Source organism: Halobellus sp. LT62 (genome assembly GCF_037031285.1).
Classification (GTDB): domain Archaea; phylum Halobacteriota; class Halobacteria; order Halobacteriales; family Haloferacaceae; genus Haloquadratum; species Haloquadratum salinisoli.
Genome location: NZ_JAYEZO010000001.1, coordinates 639,518 through 661,133, shown reverse-complemented (window position 1 = coordinate 661,133; position 21,616 = coordinate 639,518). Strand labels below are relative to the sequence as shown.

Sequence of the window (21,616 nt, the reverse complement as noted above, 5' to 3'; positions counted from 1 at the left end):
CGCGTATGGCACGCACCGTACTGGTGGTAGACGATTCGGCGTTTATGCGGAACCTCCTGAAGCAGTTACTCGAGGAGGACCACGAGGTCGTCGGCGAGGCCGAAAACGGCGTCGAGGCGGTGGAACTGTACCGCGAACTCGATCCCGACGTCGTCACGATGGACGTCGTGATGCCGATCCGCAACGGCATCGAAGCGACCGCCGAGATCAAATCGCAGGATCCGACGTCATCCGTCATTATGTGTACGTCCGTGGGTCAAGAAGAGAAGATGCGCGAGGCCGTGGAGGCGGGGGCGGACGGGTACATCACGAAGCCGTTTCAGAAGCCGAACGTCCTCCAAGCCATCGACGACGTGGTGGGCGTCGAGGCATGAACCTCGACGTCCAGTCGCTTCGGACGTTCAGTCGACTGGCTCACTCCGGAGCCGAACAGGCCGCGGGATCGCTCACGACGCTCACCGGGTTCGACGCCCGCGTCGCCGTCACCAAAGTCGAGATGGCGACCCGTGCAGACGTCGAGCGTGAGTTCCGCGAGCGCGACCTCGTCACCGTCCACATCGGCTTTTCGGGGGCCATCGAGGGACGAACCGTCCTCGCGTTCGACCGCGACCGCGCCGTCACGCTCGTCGACGCGCTCGTTCCCGGCGCGGCGGACGACCCCGACAGCGAGCTCGCGACGAGCGGCCTGAAAGAGCTGGGGAACATTATGCTCGGCGGCTTTATCGACGGCTGGGCGGACTTCCTCGGCGAGGGTATCGACATCACGACGCCGACGTACGTCGAGTTGGACGCCGGCCGATCGCTGCAGGACGTCGTCGAGGAGTCGACGTTCGCGGCGAGCGCTTCGGCGACGAACGGCGCGGCGACGGACTCCTCGACGGTGAACGGTTCGACGAACGGATCGGTAACGGACGAGGTGGCAACGAACGGATCGATGACGAACGGATCGGGGGCCGACGGTGTGGCAACGAACGGATCGATGGCGGACGAGCTAGCAACCGGCGCTGGAGAGGCCTCGGCACCGATTATCGACGCCGACCACGTTCTCGCGTTTCGAAACCACCTCGAAACCGTCGACGAGGAGGCCGGATTCTACATCTATATGCTGCCGACGCGCGAGTCCGTCGAGACGATCGTCGACGCCGCCGGGAACGACGACGACGCGATTCCCGTCGAGACGTTCACGTCGTTCTCGCAGATGATCTCGGAGGGAGCCGGCCAAGCCTCCGAGGATCTGACGGCGATGACCGGGATCGAGACGAACGTCGACGTGAGTCGGCTGAGTTTCGTCCCCGTCGAGGGCGTGCCGATGGAGTTGAGCGACGAGGCCAGACGCGGCGTCGTCTTGGAATTCAGCGGGACGCCGTCGGGATACATCGCGATCCTCTTCGATCGTGAGTCCGCAGAGAGCGTCGCCGACGCGCTGATGCCGGGAATGGACGCGGACGCCGCGATGCGACAGAGCGCGATACAGGAGATCGGCAACATCGTCACCTCCGGGTTCCTCGACGGCTGGGCGAACGCCTTAGAGACGACGATCGAGATCTCGCCGCCGACGTACGTCGACGACATCGCGTCGGCGATCGTCGATCCGCTGGTGACCGAACTCGCGCGGACGCAGGACTACGCGTTCCTCATCGATTCGGCGATCGCCACGCCCGACGAGACGTTCACCTGCGACATCTACGCGCTCCCGGACGAACGAGAGCTCCGGGCAGCCTTCGACCAACTCGCATCGGAGGCGAACTGACCCGCGATGCGGAGCCGCTCGATCCGTGGTTAGAAACCGCCCGCAGACGATCACGATCGCCGTTCGGAGACCCCGACTCACGCTATGAAAGTGTACACCACCGATCGATCGGACGCCCGCGCTTCCGCGGCGCGCGTCAAGGTCGGCGTCGCCGACTACGCGGTCGCTGAGGCCGGATCGACGCTCGTGACGAGCGGACTCGGATCCTGCGTCGGGATCGCGCTCGCGGACGTCGACGCCGGCGTGGCCGGACTCGCGCACGCGATGTTACCCGCGGCGGGAGCGGAGCGGTCGTCGTCTCGCGGCGACGGCGAGAGCAACGAAGGAAAAACCAACGTCGACGGGGCCGACAAAGGAGGGACCGACGGTGACACGCGGCCGAGTGGGGCGAAGTACGTCGACACGGCGATCCCGGCGCTCGTAGCGGAGATGATCGAGTTGGGAGCTGCTCGCCCGCGGATCGAAGCCCGACTGGCGGGCGGCAGTGCGATGTTCGAGTTCACCTCCCGCGCCGGTGCCGTGGGCGAACGTAACGTCGCCGCCGCCCGAAAGACGCTCGACCGCCACGACATCCCGCTCGTTGCCAGCGACGTCGGCGGCGAGCACGGCCGCTCGCTCTCGTTCGACGCCGCGAGCGCCGAACTCTCTATTCGGCGGGCCCACGGCGAGACGCAGGTACTCTAAGGCGACCACCTCCGCGCGTCAATTTGTATTTCGACTGTTACGATATCTGATCTGATAATCGCGGGGGCACGTTTATGCGCGCACCGTTTGACTGCCGACGTACGACGACGCTGCGACGGTTCGACCGCAGCGACAACGGGAGACAGGCTATGACAATCGACCCCGACGATTACGACCTCCGAGAGCGCAGACGTATCGCAGACGAACGACGGGGCGGGCACACGGGCGAGCGGGACGACGCGGACGACGGGGCGGACGACGAAGCACCGTCCGCACGCCAAGAACGCAGCCGACGTCGGGACGGACATCGACACGATCAACACCCTCGGGAGCGGCCCGATCGCCGGGACGGCAACCGCCACGGGCGACGCGACCGCGGACCCGACCGGGGATCCGATTCGGAAGCGTCTAGACAGGATATGGAAGCGTCTAGATACGATACGAAAACGCCCAGACACGACACGGAAGCGTCCGGTCGTGACGCCGTCGAACGGAACGGACAGCGGCGTCGGAACGGTCGCTACGAGAGGGGGGCGCACGGCGGCGATGCCGACCGGCGACGAAACGGTCGCACCGAGTCGGCCCGGGACACCGTCGAACCGCGACAGAACGCCCCCGACGACGAGGTGTCGGTCCGTCCCGGTGATCGGGCCGACGTGAGTCGACCACGGCGGGGCGATTCGGACCACGCACGCGCGCACGACGAGGTCGTGAAGGCCGACCGGATGGCTCGTGACCTCGGGTTCGACGAGGGGAACAGACAGCGCAACGGCAACTCCGGCCCCGGACCCGATTCAGGACGGATGCGCGAGTCGCTCGACAGCGCGGGAGCGGTTCGCTCCCGACAGTCCCGCACCGCGTCGGATCGAGAGAGACTGGATCACACCGCACTGGAACGAGCGCGATTGGATCGCATAGAATCGACACGGGACTCGCCTCGCCGGCCTGCACCACGCGACCGGGACGTGAATGCCGGTCGCGACGCTCCCGAAGACGTCGGCCGCTTCCAGTTCGACACCGAGATTCGCGAGCGACCGCGCGGCCGCGCGAGCGAACTGCTCAGAGAGAACCAGCTCGAACAGCTTCTCGTGCACGAGACCGCCGCCGCCGACAGGCTCGCGAAGCCGTACCTGTCGTCGCTCCCCGACGCGTACGCCGCCGAACGACTCGTCTTCGACTGGCTGGAGTTCCTCGTGCTGAACGGCGGGTACAAGCGCACGATGGACGCGCTCCGATACTACCACACCGTCGAGTGGCTCACCGAGGACGTCGAAGCCGAACTCCAAGATTACCTCGTCGGCTTCTCGGGCGAGGTCTCCTCGACGCGTGAGTACGACGTCGACGACCATCACCTGAGTCTCGTCTACATCGCGCGATTGGCCTCGATGACGTGACCGACCGTCGGTGACGCTCGATTTGCGTCCGATTCCCGCGCCGTAACTCCGTTTGATTCCCGCAGAGCGGAGATCATCCCAAACGCCTACTTGTCGCTCTGCGAAAGTGGGAGTATGTACGACAGAGTTCTCGTTCCGACGGACGGCAGCGAGTGTGCGGACCACGCGATCGACCACGCGCTCGATATCGCGGCGCAGTACGACGCCGAACTGCGTGTCCTCTCGGTCATCGACTCGCGAGACGTGAGTCACAGCGCGCCGGCGATCAGTCCCAACCAGATCGAGAAGACGCTCCGCGAGCGCGCGGAATCGGTCGTCGAAGCGGTGGCCGAACGGGCCGAGGAGGCGGGCGTACGGGTCGTAACCGCCGTCGAAGCCGGCATCCCCGACGACGTCGTTGTCGAGTACGCCGAGGACAGCGACTGCGACCTGATCGTGATGGGCACGCACGGGCGGACCGGGCTCGAACGGTACCTACTCGGTAGCGTGACCGAACGAACCGTTCGCCGGTCGTCGGTCCCGGTGTTGACGGTTCGCGGCGTCAACGGCGAAAAGGGGAACTGACGCAGTCGGACCGATCGGCATCGTTTCGACGGCCCGACACCACTGGGAAGGTTGGCCTCATTGAGAGAGTGGACCCCACTGAGAGAGGTAGCCCCACCGCGAAGGCGGCGGTACTCCAAACGCTACTATATATACGCCCCGAGTCCGTCACGTGTGGTATGGAACTCCGCCGTCTCCTGCGCGGCCGCGTCGAGTGGTCGCGACTGGAGGCCGTCGCCCGCGACCTCTGCGATCGGTACGACAGAGCGGAGGTTCGCGTGCGGTTTCTCGACGCCGACAACTGGCTCTCGACGCCGATGGTCGTCGACGACCGGTGGTTCGTGAAGGTCATCTCGCGGCAGAACTCGATCGTTCACGGCCTGTTCACGACCGGGCGGAATCTTGGCGCGTTCTCCTCGGGCACCGAGGGGTTTTTCGAGCACTTCGAGACGCCGATCGAGATGGCGCGTCACGAACTCGAAGCGACCCAACGGATGCGGGAGGTCGGTCTCAACGCGCCCGAACCGATCGAGACGTTCGAGGTCGACGGGCTCGGCGTCGTTGTCTTGGAGTACCTCCCCGACTTTCGGACGCTGGACGAACTCGACGAGGAGACCGAAGTCGACCTCGCACCGCGGCTCTTCGAGGCGCTTAGGGCGATGCACGAGCACGACCTCCTGCACGGTGACCTCCGCGCGGAGAACGTGCTCATCCTCGACGACGAGATCTACTTCATCGACGCGACGAACGTTCGCGAAGAGGGGGCGTCGGACGCCAAGGCATACGACGTCGCCTGCGCGCTCGGCGCGCTCGAACCACTGATCGGCGCGAAGCGAACCGTCGAGGCCGCGCTGACGGCGTACGATCCCGACGAACTGCTCACGGCGACGCGGTTTCTGGACTTCGTCAACATCCGCCCCGACCACGACTTCGACGCCGCCCTGCTCAAAGGCGAGATCGAGAAGCACGCGTCGTCGCCGTAGCGTTTCCGTATTTCGTCGGCGCTGAACGTATCGTGTATCGACGCTGAGCGTGTCGTGTACGAACGGTCGCGTTGGTACTGGACGACGACGGAAGGCGGAGGCGGAGTAGTGCGGCCAGCCGTTCCCACTCCGGGAGGCGGGAGCGCTGGTCGCGGGAGGCCGCAGCGGACCCCGAAACACTGCGGCGGTGTGCGGCGGGCCTGTGCCGACTGCGACGAGAAAAGCGTCGTTTGTCGGCAACTGGGGGTAAAAGTGGAGGACCAATAAACCCACCGGGATATAGTAGCGTTTGCAACTGATTGCTCACCCGATCGCACGCTGTCGTGCGATCGGGAGCGTGAAGACTTGCAAACGCTACTATCGATGTTATCGTACGGCCGGGGCAGTCCGGGTGTCCGGTGTCGATCGGATATTTCTCCCTCCGAGCGAGTTACTCGCCTTCGACAGCGCGCCGAAGCGCGCGTTCGAGGTTCTCCAACTCCGCGTCAAGGTTACGCTCGAAAAACCGTTCGACGCCCGGGACTCGCCCGTCGACGACGAACTCGTTGATCAACCGCGTCCCGTTCTCCGTCGATTCGATCGTGTGCTCGCCGGTGACGCGAAGCACCGAGGATTTACCGACGAATTTGACGTAGTTGGGGGCGTCGCGAGCGATGTCCTCGGTCGCAACGCGCGCGGTCGATTTCACGAACGGGATAGGCAGTCGAACGTACCACGTGGCCTCGCCGGACTCCTCGTCGACTTCGTGGTGATCGACGACGCTGATCGACTCCGCGCGTTTCGCCGGGTCGGCGATGAAATCCCACACGGCTTCGGGCGGGGCGTCGAACTCGAAGACCCGCCGGACGCGTACCGTCATACGCGCAGGTAGGTGGGCGAGACAAAAAAGCTCCTGAATCGCACTGTTCGAGGGTGTCCGGGGACTTAGCTTCGGGTGACGCGCCAGGTCGTCGACCGCGCGCGGCCCCACTTTTCGATCTCGACGTCCTCGGACTTCTCTGCGAGTCGCGGGAGCCGCACACCGACCTGTTTGGCGGTCAGCCCGATCGCGTCGGCGATGTTCTTCGCCCTGAAGTACCGCTCGCCGGCGGAGACGCTCTCGCGGAGGTACGCGACGATTCGCTGTTCCTCCTCGGTGAACTCGCTCATTATCTTCGATTACGGCCGGTTCGGTCTTAAGTGTCTCGTCCGATCCGCTTAGCGTTACCCGAACAGGTGCGTCGCCGACACGGCCAGCGAGGCGGCGATGACGGCGGCTGCGAAGCCGAGGGCGGCGACGAACTGATCACCGGTGAGTCCCGCGACGAACATTCCGACGACACCGAAGAGCGCGACGATCGCAAAGAGCACGGTCAGGCCGATTCCCGTGTCCGAGCTAGCGGCTGCAGTATCCATGTCTGGTGATATCTCGGTTCTGCCTTAGTTCATACGACTCGACGCGGTCGATTGAGGTGCAGTTTGGGGCATCCGCACGTGTTCTTCTTACTCGACTAACACGAGGCGTTCTCAGTCGTGAGAGCTATGTGTCTGCCGTGATCTTGGGCGTACAAGATGTGGTCGATACTGTCGCTCGGCGGTCGAGTTCGCACTGTTATTGCCGCCCTCGTCGTCGTCGGCCTCCTCGGCGGCGGCGCGTTCGCGGCCGGCGTTATCGGCGCTCCGTCCGTCGCGGGCGTCGAGAACACGTTCGGCCCGGTCAACGAGACGTCGACGGTCATCGAAACGGATCTGACCGTCTCGAACCCGAACCCGATCGGTGCCTCACTCGGCGGTCTCACCGTCGAATACGACGTCCTGATGAACGATGTGGAACTCGCGAGCGGCACCAAAGAGGGCGTTTCGGTCGAGAAGGGTAACTCGACGCTGAACTTCACGTCGACGGCCGACAACGGGCAGATCCCGCCGTGGTGGGTCTCGCACATACGGAACGGCGAGCAGACCACCGTCACCGTCGACACCGCCGTTACCTCGGGGACACTCGGCCGAACGATCGACCCGCCGAACGTCACCCGACAGGTCGAGACGGATCTGCTCTCGCAGTTCAACTCGACGGAGACACGAGAAGTCGACGCGAACCGAGCGCTGGTGTCCGACCCCGTCCTCTACATCAACGAGACGAGCGCGCAGTGGGGCGAAGTGACGGACGAACGGACCGCGATGGACCTCACGTTCGTTATGTACAACCCCAAGTCCTACCCGATCGGCGTCAGCGAACTCGGATACAACATCACGATGAACGACGTCGCAATGGGCGAGGGGTCGACCGAGTCCGAATACGTCATCCCCCCGAAATCGACCGAGACCATCGAGGCGACGGTGTACATCAACAACGAGAACATCGACGAGTGGTGGGTGACCCACCTCGAACGGAACCAAGTGACCGACCTCCGGATCGACTTCGACGCGCGGTTGCAACTCTCCGATACGACCGTGAATATCCCGCTCGATTCGCTCACGTACACGGAGACGATCGAGACCGACATCTTCGGCACGAAACCGACAGACGGCGACACGAGCGAGAGTTCGACAGAGGATGGTAGCTCAGACAACGAGACGGAGACCGAGTCGTCGAGTTCGCCGACACCGACCGAAACCGAAGTCCCGTTAGACGGCACCGAGACTCAATCAGACGAGACGACAACGGGCGATGAAACGACGACCGACGACGGCGGTCTGCTCGGCTGACGTCGTCTGCAACGCCCCACACCGCGGTTCTCTCACCCGATCGTGACGTGCTCTGACTCCTCGTTGAGCGCCAGATTCGCCGCGATTTCCGCGTTTCGCATCGCGTACTGAGCCGTCTGTTGGAGGCTGACGAGCACCTCGCGGACCTGCAGGAGCTCTTCGTTGTTCATCTCCGGGAGGTCGCCGAGGATCTCCTGCTCGCGGTCGCGAAGCTGTCTAAAGCGCGTGCGACACTCGACGGTCTTGTCGTAGTCGCGTTCGACGACCGACTGGACCGCCGTCCGCGTGAGTTCGTCGACCTGATCGGTGAACTCCCTGATTCGGCGCATCGTCCCCGAGTCGACGTCGAGGGTGTGGCCCTCGGCGTTCATCGCGATCGTGGCGATGTCTTCTGCGTTGTCGGCGGTCAGCTCGAGGTTCTTCGCCACCGAGCGGTAGCCGATCAGCGGAAAGCCCGAGTCGAGGCCGACCGCGCGGGCGAGGTTCGGGTTCTGGTAAGCGGTGAAGATCAGTCGCAGGAGCAGCACGAAGATCTTGTTCGCCTGCCGCTCGCGGTTGAGCGCGCGCTGGGCGAGATCCGTATTGCCGTGTGCGAGTGCTTTGACCGCCTCTCCGCGCATCGTGCTGCCGGTGTTCTCCAGCCGTTCGAGGAGGTTATCGAGGGTGAAGTCCTCGGGATCGACCGAACAGCGGATGGCGATTCTGTCGGGCGTTTCCTCGATAACACCGAGTCCCATCAGCTGGGTTTCGGCCTTGTATACCGCGTTGATGTGCTCTGAGTCCAGCGCACCCTCGCTCTTTTCGATGTGAATGACCCGCCGTCCGAGAACGTACTGCGCGACGATCGCCCGTTCGAGCGAGTCCGCGTCCAGATTGTCGGCCCGAACCGTCGCCGAAGAGTCCTCCTGACTCGCCGACTCCGGAAGCACCGTCAACGTCCCCTTCCCGCCCATCCGCAGCGAGACCTCATCGCCTTTGTTGACGTCGTGCTCCTTGGCCCACTCCGCGGGCAACGTCATCGCCAGCGTCGACGGCCCCAACCGCTGTACCTTACGCGTCTCCATATCATACCCTCGCCTTGAGTGACCTTAATCCTCACTATATGTCGATTATATATTCCAGATCTTCATACTATTAGTCGAATTTTGAGGTGTGTATTAAAATTATATTGCTCGAATGGCGAACGGGTCGATGATTCTTCCCAACTCTTATGTGATTCGCATCATCCGCCGCTCGAAGCGACCGATCCGGACCTTCGTCCACCCCTTGAGTTCGGCGTCGAGGTCGGAATCGTCGGTATCGACCCGGAGTTCGCCGATCCCGTCGAGCTTCGAGCGCGAGGCGACGATTTCGACGTCGCAGCGGCGGATCACGTCCGGTGACAGTTGGGGATTTCCGCGACCGAACACGAATCCCTGCCCGCCGATCGGGGAGACGACGACGACGTTCTCGCCCTCGGGGTCGAGCGCGTCCAGGATTTCCGATTCGCTCGCGTCGACGGCGAGCACCTCGCCGCCGCGCCACACGTCGACGCCCAGCGGCGACCCCTCAAACCCGAGTTCCGCTTTGATCGCGCCGACGGTGCTTCCGGGGCCCAACACGAACGTCTTGTCGCTCGCGCGGATGTCGTCGGCGACGCCCGCCGCGAGCGCTTCCACGTTGCCGCCGCCGAGTTGTTTCGACGACTGGAGCTCTTCGGCGACGGGGACGTGCGCGATCGCCCGCAACTCGGGGTGGACTTCCCCCTCGCGGTATTCGTCCTCGTCGATATCGAGCACCTCTCGCCGCTCGGTCCGCTCGAAGGTCGCGACGACGTGCGCGGCGTCCTCCGGGGAGACGGCGAAGACCGACGAGTACACCTTCACGCCGGCCGGGACGCCCAGAATCGGTGTTTCTGTTCCCTCTACTGCCTCCGCGACGTCCGCGGCGGTGCCGTCGCCGCCGACGAAGAGCACGAGGTCGACGTCGGCGGCGAGGAACGCTTTGACGGCCCGGGCCGTGTCCTCGGCCGTCGAGTCCTCGGCGTCGCCGGCCTCGCCGAGGACCTCGGGAGCGAAGCCTACCTGGCGGGCGATGTCGGCTCCCATCGCCCCGCCCCACGTGAGCAGTTCGACATCGTCGAGCTCGTGGAGTCGTTCGAGCGCACGCCTCGCTCGGTCCGGCGCGCGCGGCTCCGCGCCGAGGCGGCGCGCCTCCTCGACCTTCCCGTCCGTGCCCTTGAGACCGACGCGACCGCCCATCCCCGCGATGGGGTTGACGGCGAAGCCGATTCGCATACGCGAACGCAACGGCGGCGGGCGCAAAAGCCCGCCGGTGCGACGCGTCCGGCGTGTGACGAACCGCTGGCGGCTGTATGAACGCTTAAGAACTCGGTGTCGAAACGGAGGAGTATGATCCCACTCGCAACTGAGGGCGCGTCGCTTCCGATCGCAGAGACCGGCGCGGTGATTCTACTCGTGAGCGTCGCGATGGCCGCCGGCTGGTTGTACTACCTCTATCGGTGAACGGACGACCGGACCACGCGCATCGCTTCCGCACTCCTAGGCGTCGTCGACGAGGTCGACCCGCGATCTGAGCCACGCGGCCGCGTCCTCGGCCGTCGCACGGTCGGTGGCGGTGAACTTCACCCGGACCGAGTCGCCCGGATAGCTCCCGACCGTGACGTCGAAACGCGTGCGTACCTCGTGGATTCGGTCGATCAACTCGCTCTCCGGCTCGGCGACGTCGACGACGGCTGTGAACGTCTCCGTGCCACTGAACTCCCCGGCCACCCGCTCGAACATCGCTTTCATCTCGCTCGGGACGCCCGGGAGGACGTAGATGCCCTCGACGACGGCTCCCGGGGCGACGCCCTCGGTGTTCGGGAGCATCCGCGCCCGGGCCGGGAGCTCGGTCGTCCCGTCGACTAACCCCTCGGCGGAGTAGCCGCCCTCCCCGAGCAGCCACTCGCGGGCCTCCTCGTGGGGTTCGAGGTCGCGACCGACCGCGGCGGCGACGCCAGCCATCGTCACGTCGTCGTGGGTGGGGCCGAGCCCGCCCGTCACGATGACCGCGTCGTGTTCTGCGCGGTACTCGTTGACGACGCGGGCGATGTCGGCGACGGCGTCCGGAACGGTCGTGACGCGCTCGACGCTGACGCCGCGGTCGGTGAGCTTCTCAGCCAACCACGCGGCGTTCGTGTTCACCGTGTCTCCGGAGAGGAGCTCGTCGCCGACGGTGACGATTGCGACTCGCATAGGGTGGGATAGCCGCGAAACGGACAAAAGCGCAGCGCATTTCGGCGCGACAGGGGAAGCGGAGCGAAGAGCGCAGTAGAGGGCTCAGCGCATCCCCGGCGGTGGCCCGTCGTCGTCGTCTTCGACCTCGACGTCGATGCCCATCTCGTGACGCTGCCGACGCAGCCGGTCGATCTGCCGCCGGTAGTACAGGAGCCCGCCGACGCCGACGAGGACGACGAGCGCGGCGATCCCGCCGAAGATGTAGAGGTCGCGCTGGAGGTAGAACTGCACCGAGATGCTGTCGGTCGTCACGGGCTCCGCCCAGACGATGTGGACGCGGCTCTGTTCGTCGATCGTCGCCTCGTAGTTCCGCGGCGACACCTGCCCGAAGACCGGGAAGTCGATCCGACGATCCGGCGGCAGGACGACCTCGTAGGTGCCGTCGACGTACGTCGGCAGCGTGAAGCGCTTCGGCGTCCCCCCGCTCGTAAAGGCCAGCGACCCGCCGCTGGCCGGTGCGTCGTCGGGGAGTTCGACGACGGTCTCATCGCGGGTCCGACGGATCTCACCGCCCTCCTCACGGATTTCGGTCCCCGTGAGCACCGTCCCGTCGGGGTAGCGGTATCGGACGGCCTCGACCGAGAGCGGATTCGTCCCGCCGAACCCGTCCTCTCGGTACAGTTCGACCGTCGTACTGTTCGTTTCGAGCACCGTGCGGAACTGTGTGTTCTCTTGGATCGCGATGTGGGCAGTCCGGTTACTCTCCCACTCGTAGGCGGCCGCTGGCTCGCTGTCCAACTGCTCGGGATCGACGGGGCCGGTTCCGATACCGAGACAGCCGCTCGTGACCGCGAGGAGGGCGAGACAACCGGCCGCGAGGAGGAGTCGTCGGTTCATACGTTAGCTTGGCGGGAGTGGTATGACGGGGGAGTGGTTTTCGGGTCCGTCAGGATGTCAGTACGCACTTCAGTTCCGATCGCATATACGAGCCGATGCTGGCGAGCAGTCCCGGTGGATCGGTGCTTTCGGGGCAGACGATGCTCTGTTCGAGCAGTCCGAGCCGCTCGACGGTGATGATGTCGGCGGCGTGTCCGGCGCGGTTGACCGTCGCACGCACCTCGCCGCGGGTCGCGCTGTTGACGTTCACGCGGCCGCTGTGTCCCTCCTCTCGGGTCCAGTCGTACAGCTCGTCTCGGGTCTCGTCGGCGAGCCGCGGCGTCTCGCCCGCGACGAACCGCAACGGCGTGTGTTGGACGACGCCGAAGCGGTCGCGGATCTGCGAGGGGCTCCCGGTTCCGAGGCCGAGTTCGTCGGCCGGAATCCGAACGTAATTGTCGTACCCCACGTCGAGAACCCAGCCGTCGTCGTCCCACGAGTCGAGGGTGCCGACGTACGTCTCACCGTCCTCGTGGTCGGCCGTGACCTCTCCCCACGACTCTGCGAGGAGGTTTCCGGCGATGGTCGCGTCTTCTCCGTCGAGGTCGACGTCGACGAAGTCGTCCTCGCGGACGTCGATCGTCCACTCGACGTCGAGGTCGCCGATCTCGTTGCGGACGAGCGAGTCGAAGCTGTCGAGGGCGCGCTCGCGGGCGTCGCCGTCGACGTAGCACTTGGTTGCGAGAACGACCATCAGTCGTCTCGGCCCACGTCGACGTTGAGTTCGTCGCGAAGCTCTTCGATCCGCAGCTCCATCGATTCGACCATGTCGTCGTTCTCCATCGGCTCCAAAGGCGCGCCGGTCTCAGGGCACTGGAAGCCCTGTTCCATCGCCTCGGAGAACTCGAAACGGATACCCGCGGGCTCGGAGAGGTAGAACTCGTGGTTCCGTTCGTACTCGAGTCGCTCCTCCAGCGCGTCGAGCAGCCGAAGCATCTCCTCTTGGAGGTTCTCCGGGATGTTCTCGTAGTGGAACGTCCAGAGGTAGGTGAGCCATCCCGAATCCTCGTCGCGAACCCGGCGGTACTCGGCCAAGTCGTTCTCATAGAGGATAAAGAGCGCCCGCCGGACGTCGTTGAGCTCCAGACCCAGCTCCTCGGCGAGTTCCTCGTCGGTCACCTCGCCGTCCGGAGGGGCCGCCGCCACCGGCATCCCCGTCGGTCCGACGAGCTCGTGGAGGTACTTCTGGATGACAGGGTCGTTCAGCAGCTCCTCAAAAGCCATTATCAACTGTTGCGCCGCTCAGTCGTTTTAAAGTTGCGGATGAAGGGGCGGACTGGATGAGTTCCGACTAACCGGTATAAATTTATCATATGGAAGACATTGTATCGGACCGTGTCCACAGAGAGAGTATCCGTCGAGGAGCTCCGAAGTCGTGTCGAACAGCTGGATATCGACCTGCAGGAAGGAACTACCGCCGGGTATCACCACTATCAGACTGATTTCGCACTCGGTTCGATCGAGATCGCGTACGGAGAGGATCGAGCGGTCTACGACGAGTCGACGTTCCCCGGAGTCGTGTACGCCTCTTCCGATCCCGAAGCGACGGTCCTGACCTCCGGGAACGGAACAATCGGCGTCCTCGACGCTGAAGACGAGGACGCTGCAACAGCGGCGATCGAAGACGCAGTCGAGACGCTCAAAGAACTGTATTTACTCGACGAGGAGCAGCCGATAGAACTGGAGATCCCGGCAACTGAGATGCCGTTCGCGTCGGACCCGCCGGAAGTGAAAACGCTCGGTGGTGCGCCGGACGAGCAGTAATCGGACAGTAGCGTTCGTCAGTTCGCGTCCGGCGATCCGTCGTCGCCGTCGACGGGGCGGGACGTCGTCCCGCCGTTTACGACGCGCTTCCCCCGCGCCTGCGGGATGACCCGCCGATCGGCGTCCTCCCACTCTCGTTCGAGTTCTCGACCCTCGAACAGGTGATCGAGAAAGACCGCGAGTCCCGCAACCTCCGAGTGTGGCTGGTTCGTGACGCCGACGTTCCAGTCGGCTTCCTCGTACACCTCGAACGGGACCTTCTCGCCGCCGACGACGACGAGCAGCGGCTGCTCGCGGTGCGCCTCGCGGACGTCGCTCTCGACGTCCTGAACCCGCTCGCCGTACATCGTGAGGTGGACGACAGCCCCGGACCAGTCCCGGATCGTCGCGTCCAATTCGTCGCTCAGTTCGACCGCGAAGGGGCCGCCGAATCGACCGGTGATGTCCTCGACGGTTTCCAGCGACTGGCCGGCGTTGTCGGGGAAGATCACCCGATCCGCGCCGAGCGCACGCGCCGTGAGACCGACGTGCGTCGTCATCCGGTCGTCCCGACCGGGGCGGTGGCCGTAGCGGAGGACAGCCACCTCTCGCTTCTCGTGCATACTCCCCTGCAAGCCCGGCGGGCGCTAAGGCGCTTCGCTTCGGTGGTGATCGCGGTGCGTTGCGGTCGCGGGGAGCCAACGAAGCTACCACAAAGGAGAACGCACTTACCCCCGCCGAGTGCATCGTCGGTATGCACCTCTCCGACAAGCGGATCGTCGTCACCGGCGGTGCGGGTCTCGTCGGCTCGCACCTCGCGCGTCGACTCCGCGAGGACAACGACGTCGTCGTCGCCGACGACCTCTCGAAGGGAACGCGCGAGCGCGTCCCCGACGATGTCGAGTTTTGCAAGGCGGATATGACCGACGCCGACGACGTCGCCGAAGCCATCACCGCCGACGTCGACCTCGTCTTCCATCTGGCCGCCTACACCGACACCAACTACGCCGCGCCCCGGAAGCTGTTCGAGGAGAACACCGAGATGACGTACAACGTCCTCGAACGGATGGACGAGGTCGGCGTCTCGCATATCGCCTTCACCTCCTCCTCGACGGTGTACGGCGAAGCGCCGCGGCCGACGCCCGAAGATTACGCCCCGCTGGAACCGATCAGCGTCTACGGCGCGTCGAAACTCGCCGACGAGGGGCTGCTCTCGACGTACGCGCACTCGAAGGAGTTCACCGTCTGGTGCTTCCGCTTCGCCAACATCGTCGGCCCGAACCAACGCGGCAACGTCGTCCCCGACTTCATCGAGAAACTGCTCGACGACCCCGACACCTTAGAAATCCTCGGCGACGGTCGCCAAGAGAAGTCCTATCTGCACGTCACCGAGTGCGTCGACGCCATCTGTCACGTCGTCGAACACGCCGACCGCGCGATGAACACCTACAATCTCGGCACGCGAACGACCACCTCAGTCACCCGAATCGCGGACGTCGTCGCCGACGTGATGGATCTCGACCCCGACTACGAGTACACCGGCGGCGACCGCGGCTGGGAGGGCGACGTCCCGCGGATGCGCCTCTCCGTCGAGAAGCTCGCCGGACTCGGTTGGGAGGCCGACTCCTCCAGCGACGACGCCGTCCGACGCGCCGCCGAGGAACTCCACGCGGAACTGCGGGCGGAGTACGAGTCCACGGATCCCTGACCGATCTGCGGGCGCTGACTCACCACCCCAGAACGGCACCGCTTTTACCGCGGATCGACAACTCCCTTCCGTGCAGTTCGTCGGCTACGACACGGGCGGCCCGGGACTCTACGTGAGCGACGCGTCCGCCGGTGTCGACGCTGTCGACGCGACAGCCGACAGCCCGGATTCCCAGACGCTCGGCGACGTGGAGTTCGTCGCACTCGACTCAGGAACCGAACTCGCCTACACCCTCGGCGAACGTCACTGCGCGGGGACGATCACCGAGGAGGGACACATCGCCTGCGCGGAGCCCAGTGCGCCGTACTGCCCGCAGCACCGCTCGACGTGGGTCTGCGCGAAGTGCACCGGCACGTGTCTCAAAGACGAGATGGACTGCGTCGAACCCCACGCGATCTACCTCGCGGCGTTCGCGCCCAACGTGTTCAAAGTGGGCGTCACGAAGGCGTGGCGACTGGAGACGCGGCTCCGCGAGCAGGGTGCTGATCGGGGCGCGCTCCTGCAAACGGTCCCCGACGGCCGCATCGCCCGCGAGCGCGAGGCCGAAATCGCCGCGGAGATTCCCGATCGGATCCGCGTCCCGACGAAGCTGGCGGGGCTCCATCGCGACGTCGACGACGACGCGTGGGGGAATCTCCTCGACTGCTTCGAGGTCGATAACGCCGACCGCTTCGACTTCGAGTACGGCCTCGACCTGCTGGATCGCCCCGTCGCGGAGACGATCGCGACCGGGACGGTCCGAGGCGTCCAAGGCCGCCTGCTCGTTCTCGATCACGCCGGGAGCACCTACGCCGTCGATCTGCGCGACCTCGTCGGCTACGAGACGACCCCCGAGGCGACGACTCGGGACCTGCAGGCGAGCCTCGGCGCGTGGGGCTGAGGCCCGCGATCGGTTCGCCTCACTGGTTATACCCGTGTAATTCGAGCAAATTCGGCTAAATCCGGCGTCAGGAACTGTCGCATAAATGAGGTTGTGGTACTTGGGTCAGCGTGCAATGAATCGAAACGCAATCGCGAGCGTGCTCGTCGCGGCGTTGATCCTCCTTGCCGGTTGTTCCGGTGGGATGGGCGGATCGCCCTCCACTGCGATGGACGGAGCGCCCGCGGGCGAAGAGTCGACTGCCGGTACCGCGGACGGGTCGACCGGGACGGTGAACCTCTACATCAGCGACGAACAGAACGCGATCGGTGACTTCGAACACCTCAACGTCACTATCTCCAAGGTGGGGCTGAAGCCAGCCGGTGACGTCGACGACAGTGACGACTCCGACGATGTCGACGAGACGAACGAGACCGCCGATGCGGACGAAGGCAGCGAAACCGCCGACGATTCGGCGGACGCAGACGACACGGATGGTGCAGACGATGAAGACGACGACGCCGGAGACGACGAGTGGGTCGAGTACGAGGTCGACAACCGCACGGTCGATCTGACGCGCCTGCAGGGCGCGAACGCCACGCGGCTCTCGACGCTCGACGTCCCGAACGGCACCTACGAGAAGGTGTTCGTCTACGTCTCGGAGGTCGACGGGACGCTGAAGGACGGCAGCGACCAGCGCGTCAAGCTGCCGAGCGGCAAACTCCAGTTGAACTCCGAGTTCACGGTCGGTAACGGCGAGTCCGTCGACTTCGTCTTCGACATTACCGCGATAAAGGCCGGTCAAAGCGGGAAGTACATCCTCAAACCGGTCATCTCCGAGTCCGGCACCGACGTCGAAATCGAACGCGTCGACGACGAAGATGACGACGACCGCGGAGACGACGAAGACGAGCGCGAGGAGTCGACGTTGAACGCGACGTTCCTCGACGACATCGCCCCCGGCGAGAACGCAACGCTGCGCGTGACGAAAAACGGATCTGCAGTCGAGAACGCGACCGTCGAAGTCGAAGGCGGTCCCAGCGGGACCACCGACGCGAACGGCGAGTACGTCGTCTCGGTCCCCGACGACGCCGAGGAACTCGAAGTGACGGTCACCTACGAGGACGTCGAGACCGAGTTGGAGTTCGAGTTCGACGAGGATGAGGACGACGCGGACGACGAGACCGACGACCAAGCCGGACAGGGACAGTCCGACCAGTCAGCCGCGAACGCCTAACGAGAGCGCGTTCCGCTGCCTCCCGATCGGGTTTCACTCTTCTTCGTTCCATCGACGCGAGGCGCGTCTGCGCTGGTACGCCGCCGAGTCGAACGTCGTCGCTGGCGACGTTACCGAGCCGATCTAGCGGCATCGCTGGCGACGTGAATACGGTATGAATGGCGGACAGCGAGATTGCCCGGCGTTCCGGCACGGGGAGTCCCAGTCGCCTCCTCCACCCCGCGATCCTCCGAGCGACGAACGTTCGCAGGTCCGCTGCTCGCTTCCGCGCCTGGCGGGGTGCCGGCGACGAATCACCTCGAGCCGACCCTGCGGCCGGTGTCGGTGAACCGCCGTCCCCGAAGGACGAGGTTTCGACGTTGGCTTCCGGGGCCCGCGTCGGTCTGACCGGACGCCCCCGGGTTCGGTCCCCGCTAAAGGCCAAAGATGCGGGTGGAGAGCAGGGCCTAGCTGCCCGACCTAGTCCGGCTTGAGGTAATCCGGGACCACATAAGGGGCTTTCGACTCAGTGACCTCGTGATCGGGGGACGCCGTGCGGGTCGCGATCTGGACCACCGCTGGGTGGTCGTCGCGCTCACGGCACGCGATCAGTCGCTCATTGCGTGCGACGAATCGCTCAATTCAGCACTGCACGCGCGTACGCGCCGGTCGCGACGGCGACGGCGACAGCGCCCCCGACGACGACCCAGCGGTGATTCTCGATCCACGCGTACTCCGCGGGGAAGCTGAAGAGCAGCGTCGAGTCTATCGAGAGGGCCCACAGCAGCGAGAAGAGAAGTATCGCGACTCCTGCAACGAGCGCGACGCCGGAGAGCGTGACCGGATCAGAGCGCTCCTGTGCGCCCGCGAGCAGAACGATGACGGTGAACAGCGCGAGCACCCCGACGATCGAGACGCCGAACGGCCCGGACGCGTAGTACGCCGCCACGCCCGACCCCGGCGCGGAGATAACCAGCGCGGGGGCGAACACCGCCGCCGCGAGGAGGAGACACGCCACCGCCCCGAGCTTCGGGGCGACCGAATCGAGATCCACGTCCATAGCGGGGTTTCCACACGGTGGGAGTGTAATAGTGTCTATACGCGCTTCGAGGGACGGCAGGGTATCGCCGGTGTCCAATGTCGGTCGCGCCCGCGTTCTCCGAAAGGGAAACCGGTAAGATACCGCCCCCACGTCTGAGAATATGGAGCGCGTAGCGATCATCGGCGCGTCGATGACCCAGTTCGGGCAGCGCGAGGAGTGGATCTGTGAGCTGCTCGCGGAGGCCGGACAGGCCTGCCTCGAAGACGCTGGCGTCGCACCCGACGCGATCGAACACCTGTACGTCTCGAATATGGCCAGCGGGGAGTTCGAGGGCCAGACCGGAGTCCCGAACGCCCTCGCCCACGACCTCTCGGCGGTCCCGGCCTACACGGCCCGGATCGATCAGACCTCCTCCTCCGGCGGCGCGGGCGTCTACGCCGCGTGGCAGTCGGTCGCCTCCGGGGCCTCCGAGATGACGCTTCTCGTCGGCGGCGAGAAGATGACGCACCGATCGACCGCGGAGTCGACTGACATCATCGCATCGCTGACCCACCCGGTCGAGTACAAACACGGTGTGACGCTTCCCTCCTTCGCGGGACTCACCGCGCGCGCCTATCTCGAAACGTACGACGCCCCCCGCGAATCGCTCGGGAAAGTCGCGGTCAAGAACCACAGAAACGGCGTCGACAACCCCCACGCGCAGTTCCGAAAGGAGGTCGACCTCGACACGGTGCTCGACTCACCGATCGTCGCCGATCCCCTCCGACTGTACGACTTCTGCCCGATAACCGACGGGTCGGCGGCGCTCATATTCTGCCCGGAGTCCGTCGCCCGCGAGTATGCCGAGGAGTACGCGGTCGTCTCGGGCATCGGCGGCGCGACAGACACCCACGTCGTCCACGAGCGCGCGGACCCGACGACGATGGGCGGCGTCGTCAACTCCTCGGAGCGGGCCTACGAGATGGCCGATATCGAGCCCGAAGACGTCGACGTCGCGGAGCTCCACGACATGTTCACTATCCTCGAATTCCTCCAGTCGGAGGACCTCGGATTCTTCGAGAAAGGCGAGGGCTGGAAAGCGGTCGAGGACGGCGTCACCGACCGCGACGGCGACTTGCCGATCAACACGTCCGGCGGGCTCAAATCGAAGGGCCACCCGCTCGGGGCCTCCGGCGTGGCACAGGTGTACGAGATCTACAAACAGGTCGTCGGCGAGGCCGGACCGCGACAGGTCGACGCCGAGACGGGACTCGCCTGCAACGTCGGCGGGTTCGGGAACTGCGTGACGACCGCGATTTTGGAGGGCCAACGATGAGCGACGACACTCACTCTGATACCAACGCAAACCAGCACGTGATGGAGGCGCACCGCTACCCCGACGGCAGCATCACCTACCCGGGCCACCCGCTCGGTCCGGGCGGCAAGGAGCCGACGGGCACCGTCGACCTCAGCGAGTACGTCGCCGAGGTGATCACGTGGACGACGTCGACGGCGACGCCGCCGGGCGTTCGCCAACCCAACACCCTCGCGATCGTCGAGTTCGACGTCGACGGCGAGCCGGTCCGTGCGATCGGACAGGTGACAACCGACGAGGTCGAGATCGGCGACGAGGTCCGGCCGGTCTACTGCGAGGAGCTTCGCGAGCCGGGCGCGGGTATCCGCGAGCCCGCGAGCCAAGAGTGGGACGGCTTCCGGTTCGAGCCGGCCGAGTAGCGCTTCGGTCTCCCGGTTCTGCCCACCACCCACGTTTTTCCCGCCGTCGCGCGTCGGTGCCGGTATGAGCCTTGAGCACCGACGACTCGGGTCGACCGGCACGAAGGTATCGGAACTCTGCTTCGGCACGTGGCGCTTCGGGCGCGAGACCGAGGGCGTCGTCGAGACGAAAAAAGAGGAGGCGCACGAACTGCTCGACGCGTACGTCGAGCGCGGCGGCAACTTCATCGATACCGCCAACGTCTACGGCACCCCCAGCGGGCGCAGCGAGTCGTGGATCGGCGACTGGCTCGCCGATCGGGACCGCTCGGAGGTCGTCCTCGCCTCGAAAGTCTACTTCGGCTTCGACCCCGACAACCCGAACGGGTCGGGGCTGTCACGGACGCACATCCGCAACCAGATCGAGGGGACGCTCGACCGACTCGGCACCGACTACCTCGATCTGTACTACATCCACCGCTGGGACGAGGAGACGCCGATCGAGGAGACGCTCTCGACGCTGAACCGGCTCGTCGAAGAGGGGAAAGTGAACTACCTCGGCGCGTCGACGATGGCCGCGTGGCAGCTCACGAAGGCGCTCTGGAAGTCCGAAGTCAACGGCTGGGAGCGCTTCGAGGTCACCCAACCGCTGTTTCACGCGGGCTACTACGAGGACGTGAAGGAGTACCTCGACGTCTGCGGCGATCAGGAACTCGCGGTCTGTCCGTACTCGCCGCTGGCCGGCGGCTTTCTCACGGGCAAGTACGAGCGCGCCGATCCCGACGACCCGACGAAGGTGGTCGCGCCGGACGGCTCGCGCGGGTCGATGGACGAGCAGTTCAGCGACTACTACCTCTCCGCTCGCGGCTGGGAGGTCCTCGACGCCGTCAGAGGGGTCGCCGACGAGGTCGATGCCTCGCCCGCGCAGGTCGCGCTCCGCTGGCTGATGGACTACCCGGACGCGACGGTCGTTCCGATCGTCGGCGCGCGGACGGTCGACCAGCTCGACGAGAACCTCGGCGCGGCCGACGTCGATCTGAGCGACGAGCAGTGGAATCGCATCTTCGACGCTCGCTACGATGACGACGGCCGTCGGTGGGGACACCGCGACTGACCGTCCCGCGAGACCACCGTGACTGTCATCGGGGGAGGCCACCGCAACT

At 65.3% G+C, this 21,616-nt stretch carries 25 protein-coding genes and 1 other RNA gene; 14 read left to right on the top strand and 12 right to left on the bottom strand.

Annotated features, from left to right (window positions below; all coding sequences use genetic code 11):
* Positions 1 to 5: 5 nt before the first annotated feature.
* The 6 genes from cheY (at position 6) to U5919_RS03305 (ending at position 5,354) form a co-directional block, all read left to right on the top strand.
* A complete protein-coding gene (gene cheY / locus U5919_RS03330; RefSeq protein WP_336022103.1) occupies positions 6 to 374 on the top strand; it encodes a chemotaxis protein CheY in 369 nt (122 codons plus the stop codon).
* Positions 371 to 1,750, top strand: coding sequence for a chemotaxis protein CheC (locus tag U5919_RS03325; protein WP_336022102.1), 1,380 nt, complete (start codon positions 371 to 373; stop codon positions 1,748 to 1,750). The genes cheY and U5919_RS03325 overlap by 4 nt, the downstream gene beginning before the upstream one ends.
* An 84-nt stretch (positions 1,751 to 1,834) precedes the next feature.
* Complete coding sequence (locus U5919_RS03320) at positions 1,835 to 2,434, top strand: chemotaxis protein CheD (protein ID WP_336022101.1); 600 nt, start codon at positions 1,835 to 1,837, stop codon at positions 2,432 to 2,434.
* 149 nt (positions 2,435 to 2,583) lie between these two features.
* A complete protein-coding gene (locus U5919_RS15855) occupies positions 2,584 to 3,828 on the top strand; it encodes a FlaD/FlaE family flagellar protein (protein WP_425604193.1) in 1,245 nt (414 codons plus the stop codon).
* Between the two features lie 114 nt (positions 3,829 to 3,942).
* Positions 3,943 to 4,392: a universal stress protein gene (locus U5919_RS03310; RefSeq protein ID WP_336022100.1), complete on the top strand. Its 450-nt coding sequence runs from the start codon at positions 3,943 to 3,945 to the stop codon at positions 4,390 to 4,392.
* A 158-nt stretch (positions 4,393 to 4,550) separates the two neighbouring features.
* Positions 4,551 to 5,354 carry an RIO1 family regulatory kinase/ATPase domain-containing protein gene (locus U5919_RS03305; protein WP_336022099.1) on the top strand — a complete coding sequence of 268 codons (804 nt, stop codon included), beginning with the start codon at positions 4,551 to 4,553 and terminating at the stop codon, positions 5,352 to 5,354.
* A 430-nt stretch (positions 5,355 to 5,784) separates the two neighbouring features.
* On the opposite strand, the gene U5919_RS03300 is transcribed toward U5919_RS03305, so the two are convergent.
* The 3 genes from U5919_RS03300 to U5919_RS03290 form a co-directional block, all read right to left on the bottom strand.
* Positions 5,785 to 6,213, bottom strand: coding sequence for an SRPBCC family protein (locus U5919_RS03300; protein WP_336022098.1), 429 nt, complete (start codon positions 6,211 to 6,213; stop codon positions 5,785 to 5,787).
* Between the two features lie 65 nt (positions 6,214 to 6,278).
* Positions 6,279 to 6,503 (bottom strand): DUF7123 family protein, encoded by a 225-nt coding sequence (locus U5919_RS03295; protein ID WP_049987014.1) that lies wholly within the window; start codon positions 6,501 to 6,503, stop codon positions 6,279 to 6,281.
* 54 nt (positions 6,504 to 6,557) lie between these two features.
* Positions 6,558 to 6,749, bottom strand: a complete 192-nt coding sequence (locus U5919_RS03290; RefSeq protein WP_336022097.1) for a DUF7525 family protein — start codon at positions 6,747 to 6,749, stop codon at positions 6,558 to 6,560.
* 156 nt (positions 6,750 to 6,905) lie between these two features.
* Between U5919_RS03290 and U5919_RS03285 the strand changes: the two genes are divergently transcribed.
* Positions 6,906 to 8,039: an LEA/WHy family protein gene (locus U5919_RS03285; RefSeq protein WP_336022096.1), complete on the top strand. Its 1,134-nt coding sequence runs from the start codon at positions 6,906 to 6,908 to the stop codon at positions 8,037 to 8,039.
* Positions 8,040 to 8,071: 32 nt separating this feature from the next.
* Here the strand turns inward: U5919_RS03285 and U5919_RS03280 are convergent, their stop codons facing one another.
* The 6 genes from U5919_RS03280 to U5919_RS03255 all read right to left on the bottom strand — a co-directional run bounded on the left by U5919_RS03280 (position 8,072) and on the right by U5919_RS03255 (position 13,417).
* A complete protein-coding gene (locus tag U5919_RS03280; protein ID WP_336022095.1) occupies positions 8,072 to 9,103 on the bottom strand; it encodes a PhoU domain-containing protein in 1,032 nt (343 codons plus the stop codon).
* 144 nt (positions 9,104 to 9,247) lie between these two features.
* Positions 9,248 to 10,315 (bottom strand): ATP-NAD kinase family protein, encoded by a 1,068-nt coding sequence (locus U5919_RS03275; protein WP_336022094.1) that lies wholly within the window; start codon positions 10,313 to 10,315, stop codon positions 9,248 to 9,250.
* Between the two features lie 264 nt (positions 10,316 to 10,579).
* Complete coding sequence (locus U5919_RS03270) at positions 10,580 to 11,275, bottom strand: competence/damage-inducible protein A (RefSeq protein WP_336022093.1); 696 nt, start codon at positions 11,273 to 11,275, stop codon at positions 10,580 to 10,582.
* Positions 11,276 to 11,359: 84 nt separating this feature from the next.
* Entirely contained in the window at positions 11,360 to 12,154 is a 795-nt protein-coding gene (locus U5919_RS03265; protein WP_336022092.1) for a DUF5803 family protein, read from the bottom strand.
* A 49-nt stretch (positions 12,155 to 12,203) separates the two neighbouring features.
* Positions 12,204 to 12,887, bottom strand: a complete 684-nt coding sequence (locus U5919_RS03260; protein ID WP_336022091.1) for a DUF2110 family protein — start codon at positions 12,885 to 12,887, stop codon at positions 12,204 to 12,206.
* The gene (locus tag U5919_RS03255; protein WP_336022090.1) at positions 12,887 to 13,417 is read right to left on the bottom strand and encodes a transcription factor; all 531 of its coding nucleotides are present in this window, start codon (positions 13,415 to 13,417) and stop codon (positions 12,887 to 12,889) included. The genes U5919_RS03260 and U5919_RS03255 overlap by 1 nt, the downstream gene beginning before the upstream one ends.
* Before the next feature lie 111 nt (positions 13,418 to 13,528).
* Here U5919_RS03255 and U5919_RS03250 point away from each other — a divergent pair, with 111 nt between their 5' ends.
* Positions 13,529 to 13,957 (top strand): hypothetical protein, encoded by a 429-nt coding sequence (locus U5919_RS03250; RefSeq protein ID WP_336022089.1) that lies wholly within the window; start codon positions 13,529 to 13,531, stop codon positions 13,955 to 13,957.
* Positions 13,958 to 13,974: 17 nt separating this feature from the next.
* Here the strand turns inward: U5919_RS03250 and U5919_RS03245 are convergent, their stop codons facing one another.
* Positions 13,975 to 14,559, bottom strand: a complete 585-nt coding sequence (locus tag U5919_RS03245; RefSeq protein ID WP_336022088.1) for a tRNA (cytidine(56)-2'-O)-methyltransferase — start codon at positions 14,557 to 14,559, stop codon at positions 13,975 to 13,977.
* 131 nt (positions 14,560 to 14,690) lie between these two features.
* Between U5919_RS03245 and U5919_RS03240 the strand changes: the two genes are divergently transcribed.
* The 3 genes from U5919_RS03240 to U5919_RS03230 all read left to right on the top strand — a co-directional run bounded on the left by U5919_RS03240 (position 14,691) and on the right by U5919_RS03230 (position 17,740).
* Entirely contained in the window at positions 14,691 to 15,644 is a 954-nt protein-coding gene (locus U5919_RS03240) for an NAD-dependent epimerase/dehydratase family protein (RefSeq protein ID WP_336022087.1), read from the top strand.
* A gap of 70 nt (positions 15,645 to 15,714) precedes the next feature.
* On the top strand, positions 15,715 to 16,524 hold the full coding sequence (locus U5919_RS03235; RefSeq protein ID WP_336022086.1) for a DUF2797 domain-containing protein: 810 nt from the start codon (positions 15,715 to 15,717) through the stop codon (positions 16,522 to 16,524).
* A 115-nt stretch (positions 16,525 to 16,639) separates the two neighbouring features.
* The gene (locus U5919_RS03230; protein ID WP_336022085.1) at positions 16,640 to 17,740 is read left to right on the top strand and encodes a DUF4382 domain-containing protein; all 1,101 of its coding nucleotides are present in this window, start codon (positions 16,640 to 16,642) and stop codon (positions 17,738 to 17,740) included.
* A 159-nt stretch (positions 17,741 to 17,899) separates the two neighbouring features.
* On the opposite strand, the gene ffs is transcribed toward U5919_RS03230, so the two are convergent.
* Both ffs and U5919_RS03220 read right to left on the bottom strand, forming a co-directional pair.
* Positions 17,900 to 18,210: signal recognition particle sRNA (gene ffs / locus U5919_RS03225), an RNA gene on the bottom strand.
* Between the two features lie 146 nt (positions 18,211 to 18,356).
* Positions 18,357 to 18,779: a DUF7548 family protein gene (locus U5919_RS03220; protein WP_425604192.1), complete on the bottom strand. Its 423-nt coding sequence runs from the start codon at positions 18,777 to 18,779 to the stop codon at positions 18,357 to 18,359.
* Positions 18,780 to 18,921: 142 nt separating this feature from the next.
* Between U5919_RS03220 and U5919_RS03215 the strand changes: the two genes are divergently transcribed.
* The 3 genes from U5919_RS03215 to U5919_RS03205 all read left to right on the top strand — a co-directional run bounded on the left by U5919_RS03215 (position 18,922) and on the right by U5919_RS03205 (position 21,567).
* Positions 18,922 to 20,076, top strand: a complete 1,155-nt coding sequence (locus U5919_RS03215) for a thiolase family protein (RefSeq protein ID WP_336022084.1) — start codon at positions 18,922 to 18,924, stop codon at positions 20,074 to 20,076.
* On the top strand, positions 20,073 to 20,474 hold the full coding sequence (locus tag U5919_RS03210; protein ID WP_336022083.1) for an OB-fold domain-containing protein: 402 nt from the start codon (positions 20,073 to 20,075) through the stop codon (positions 20,472 to 20,474). Before U5919_RS03215 ends, U5919_RS03210 begins: the two co-directional genes overlap by 4 nt.
* A gap of 64 nt (positions 20,475 to 20,538) precedes the next feature.
* Positions 20,539 to 21,567 (top strand): aldo/keto reductase, encoded by a 1,029-nt coding sequence (locus tag U5919_RS03205; protein ID WP_336022082.1) that lies wholly within the window; start codon positions 20,539 to 20,541, stop codon positions 21,565 to 21,567.
* Positions 21,568 to 21,616: the final 49 nt, after the last annotated feature.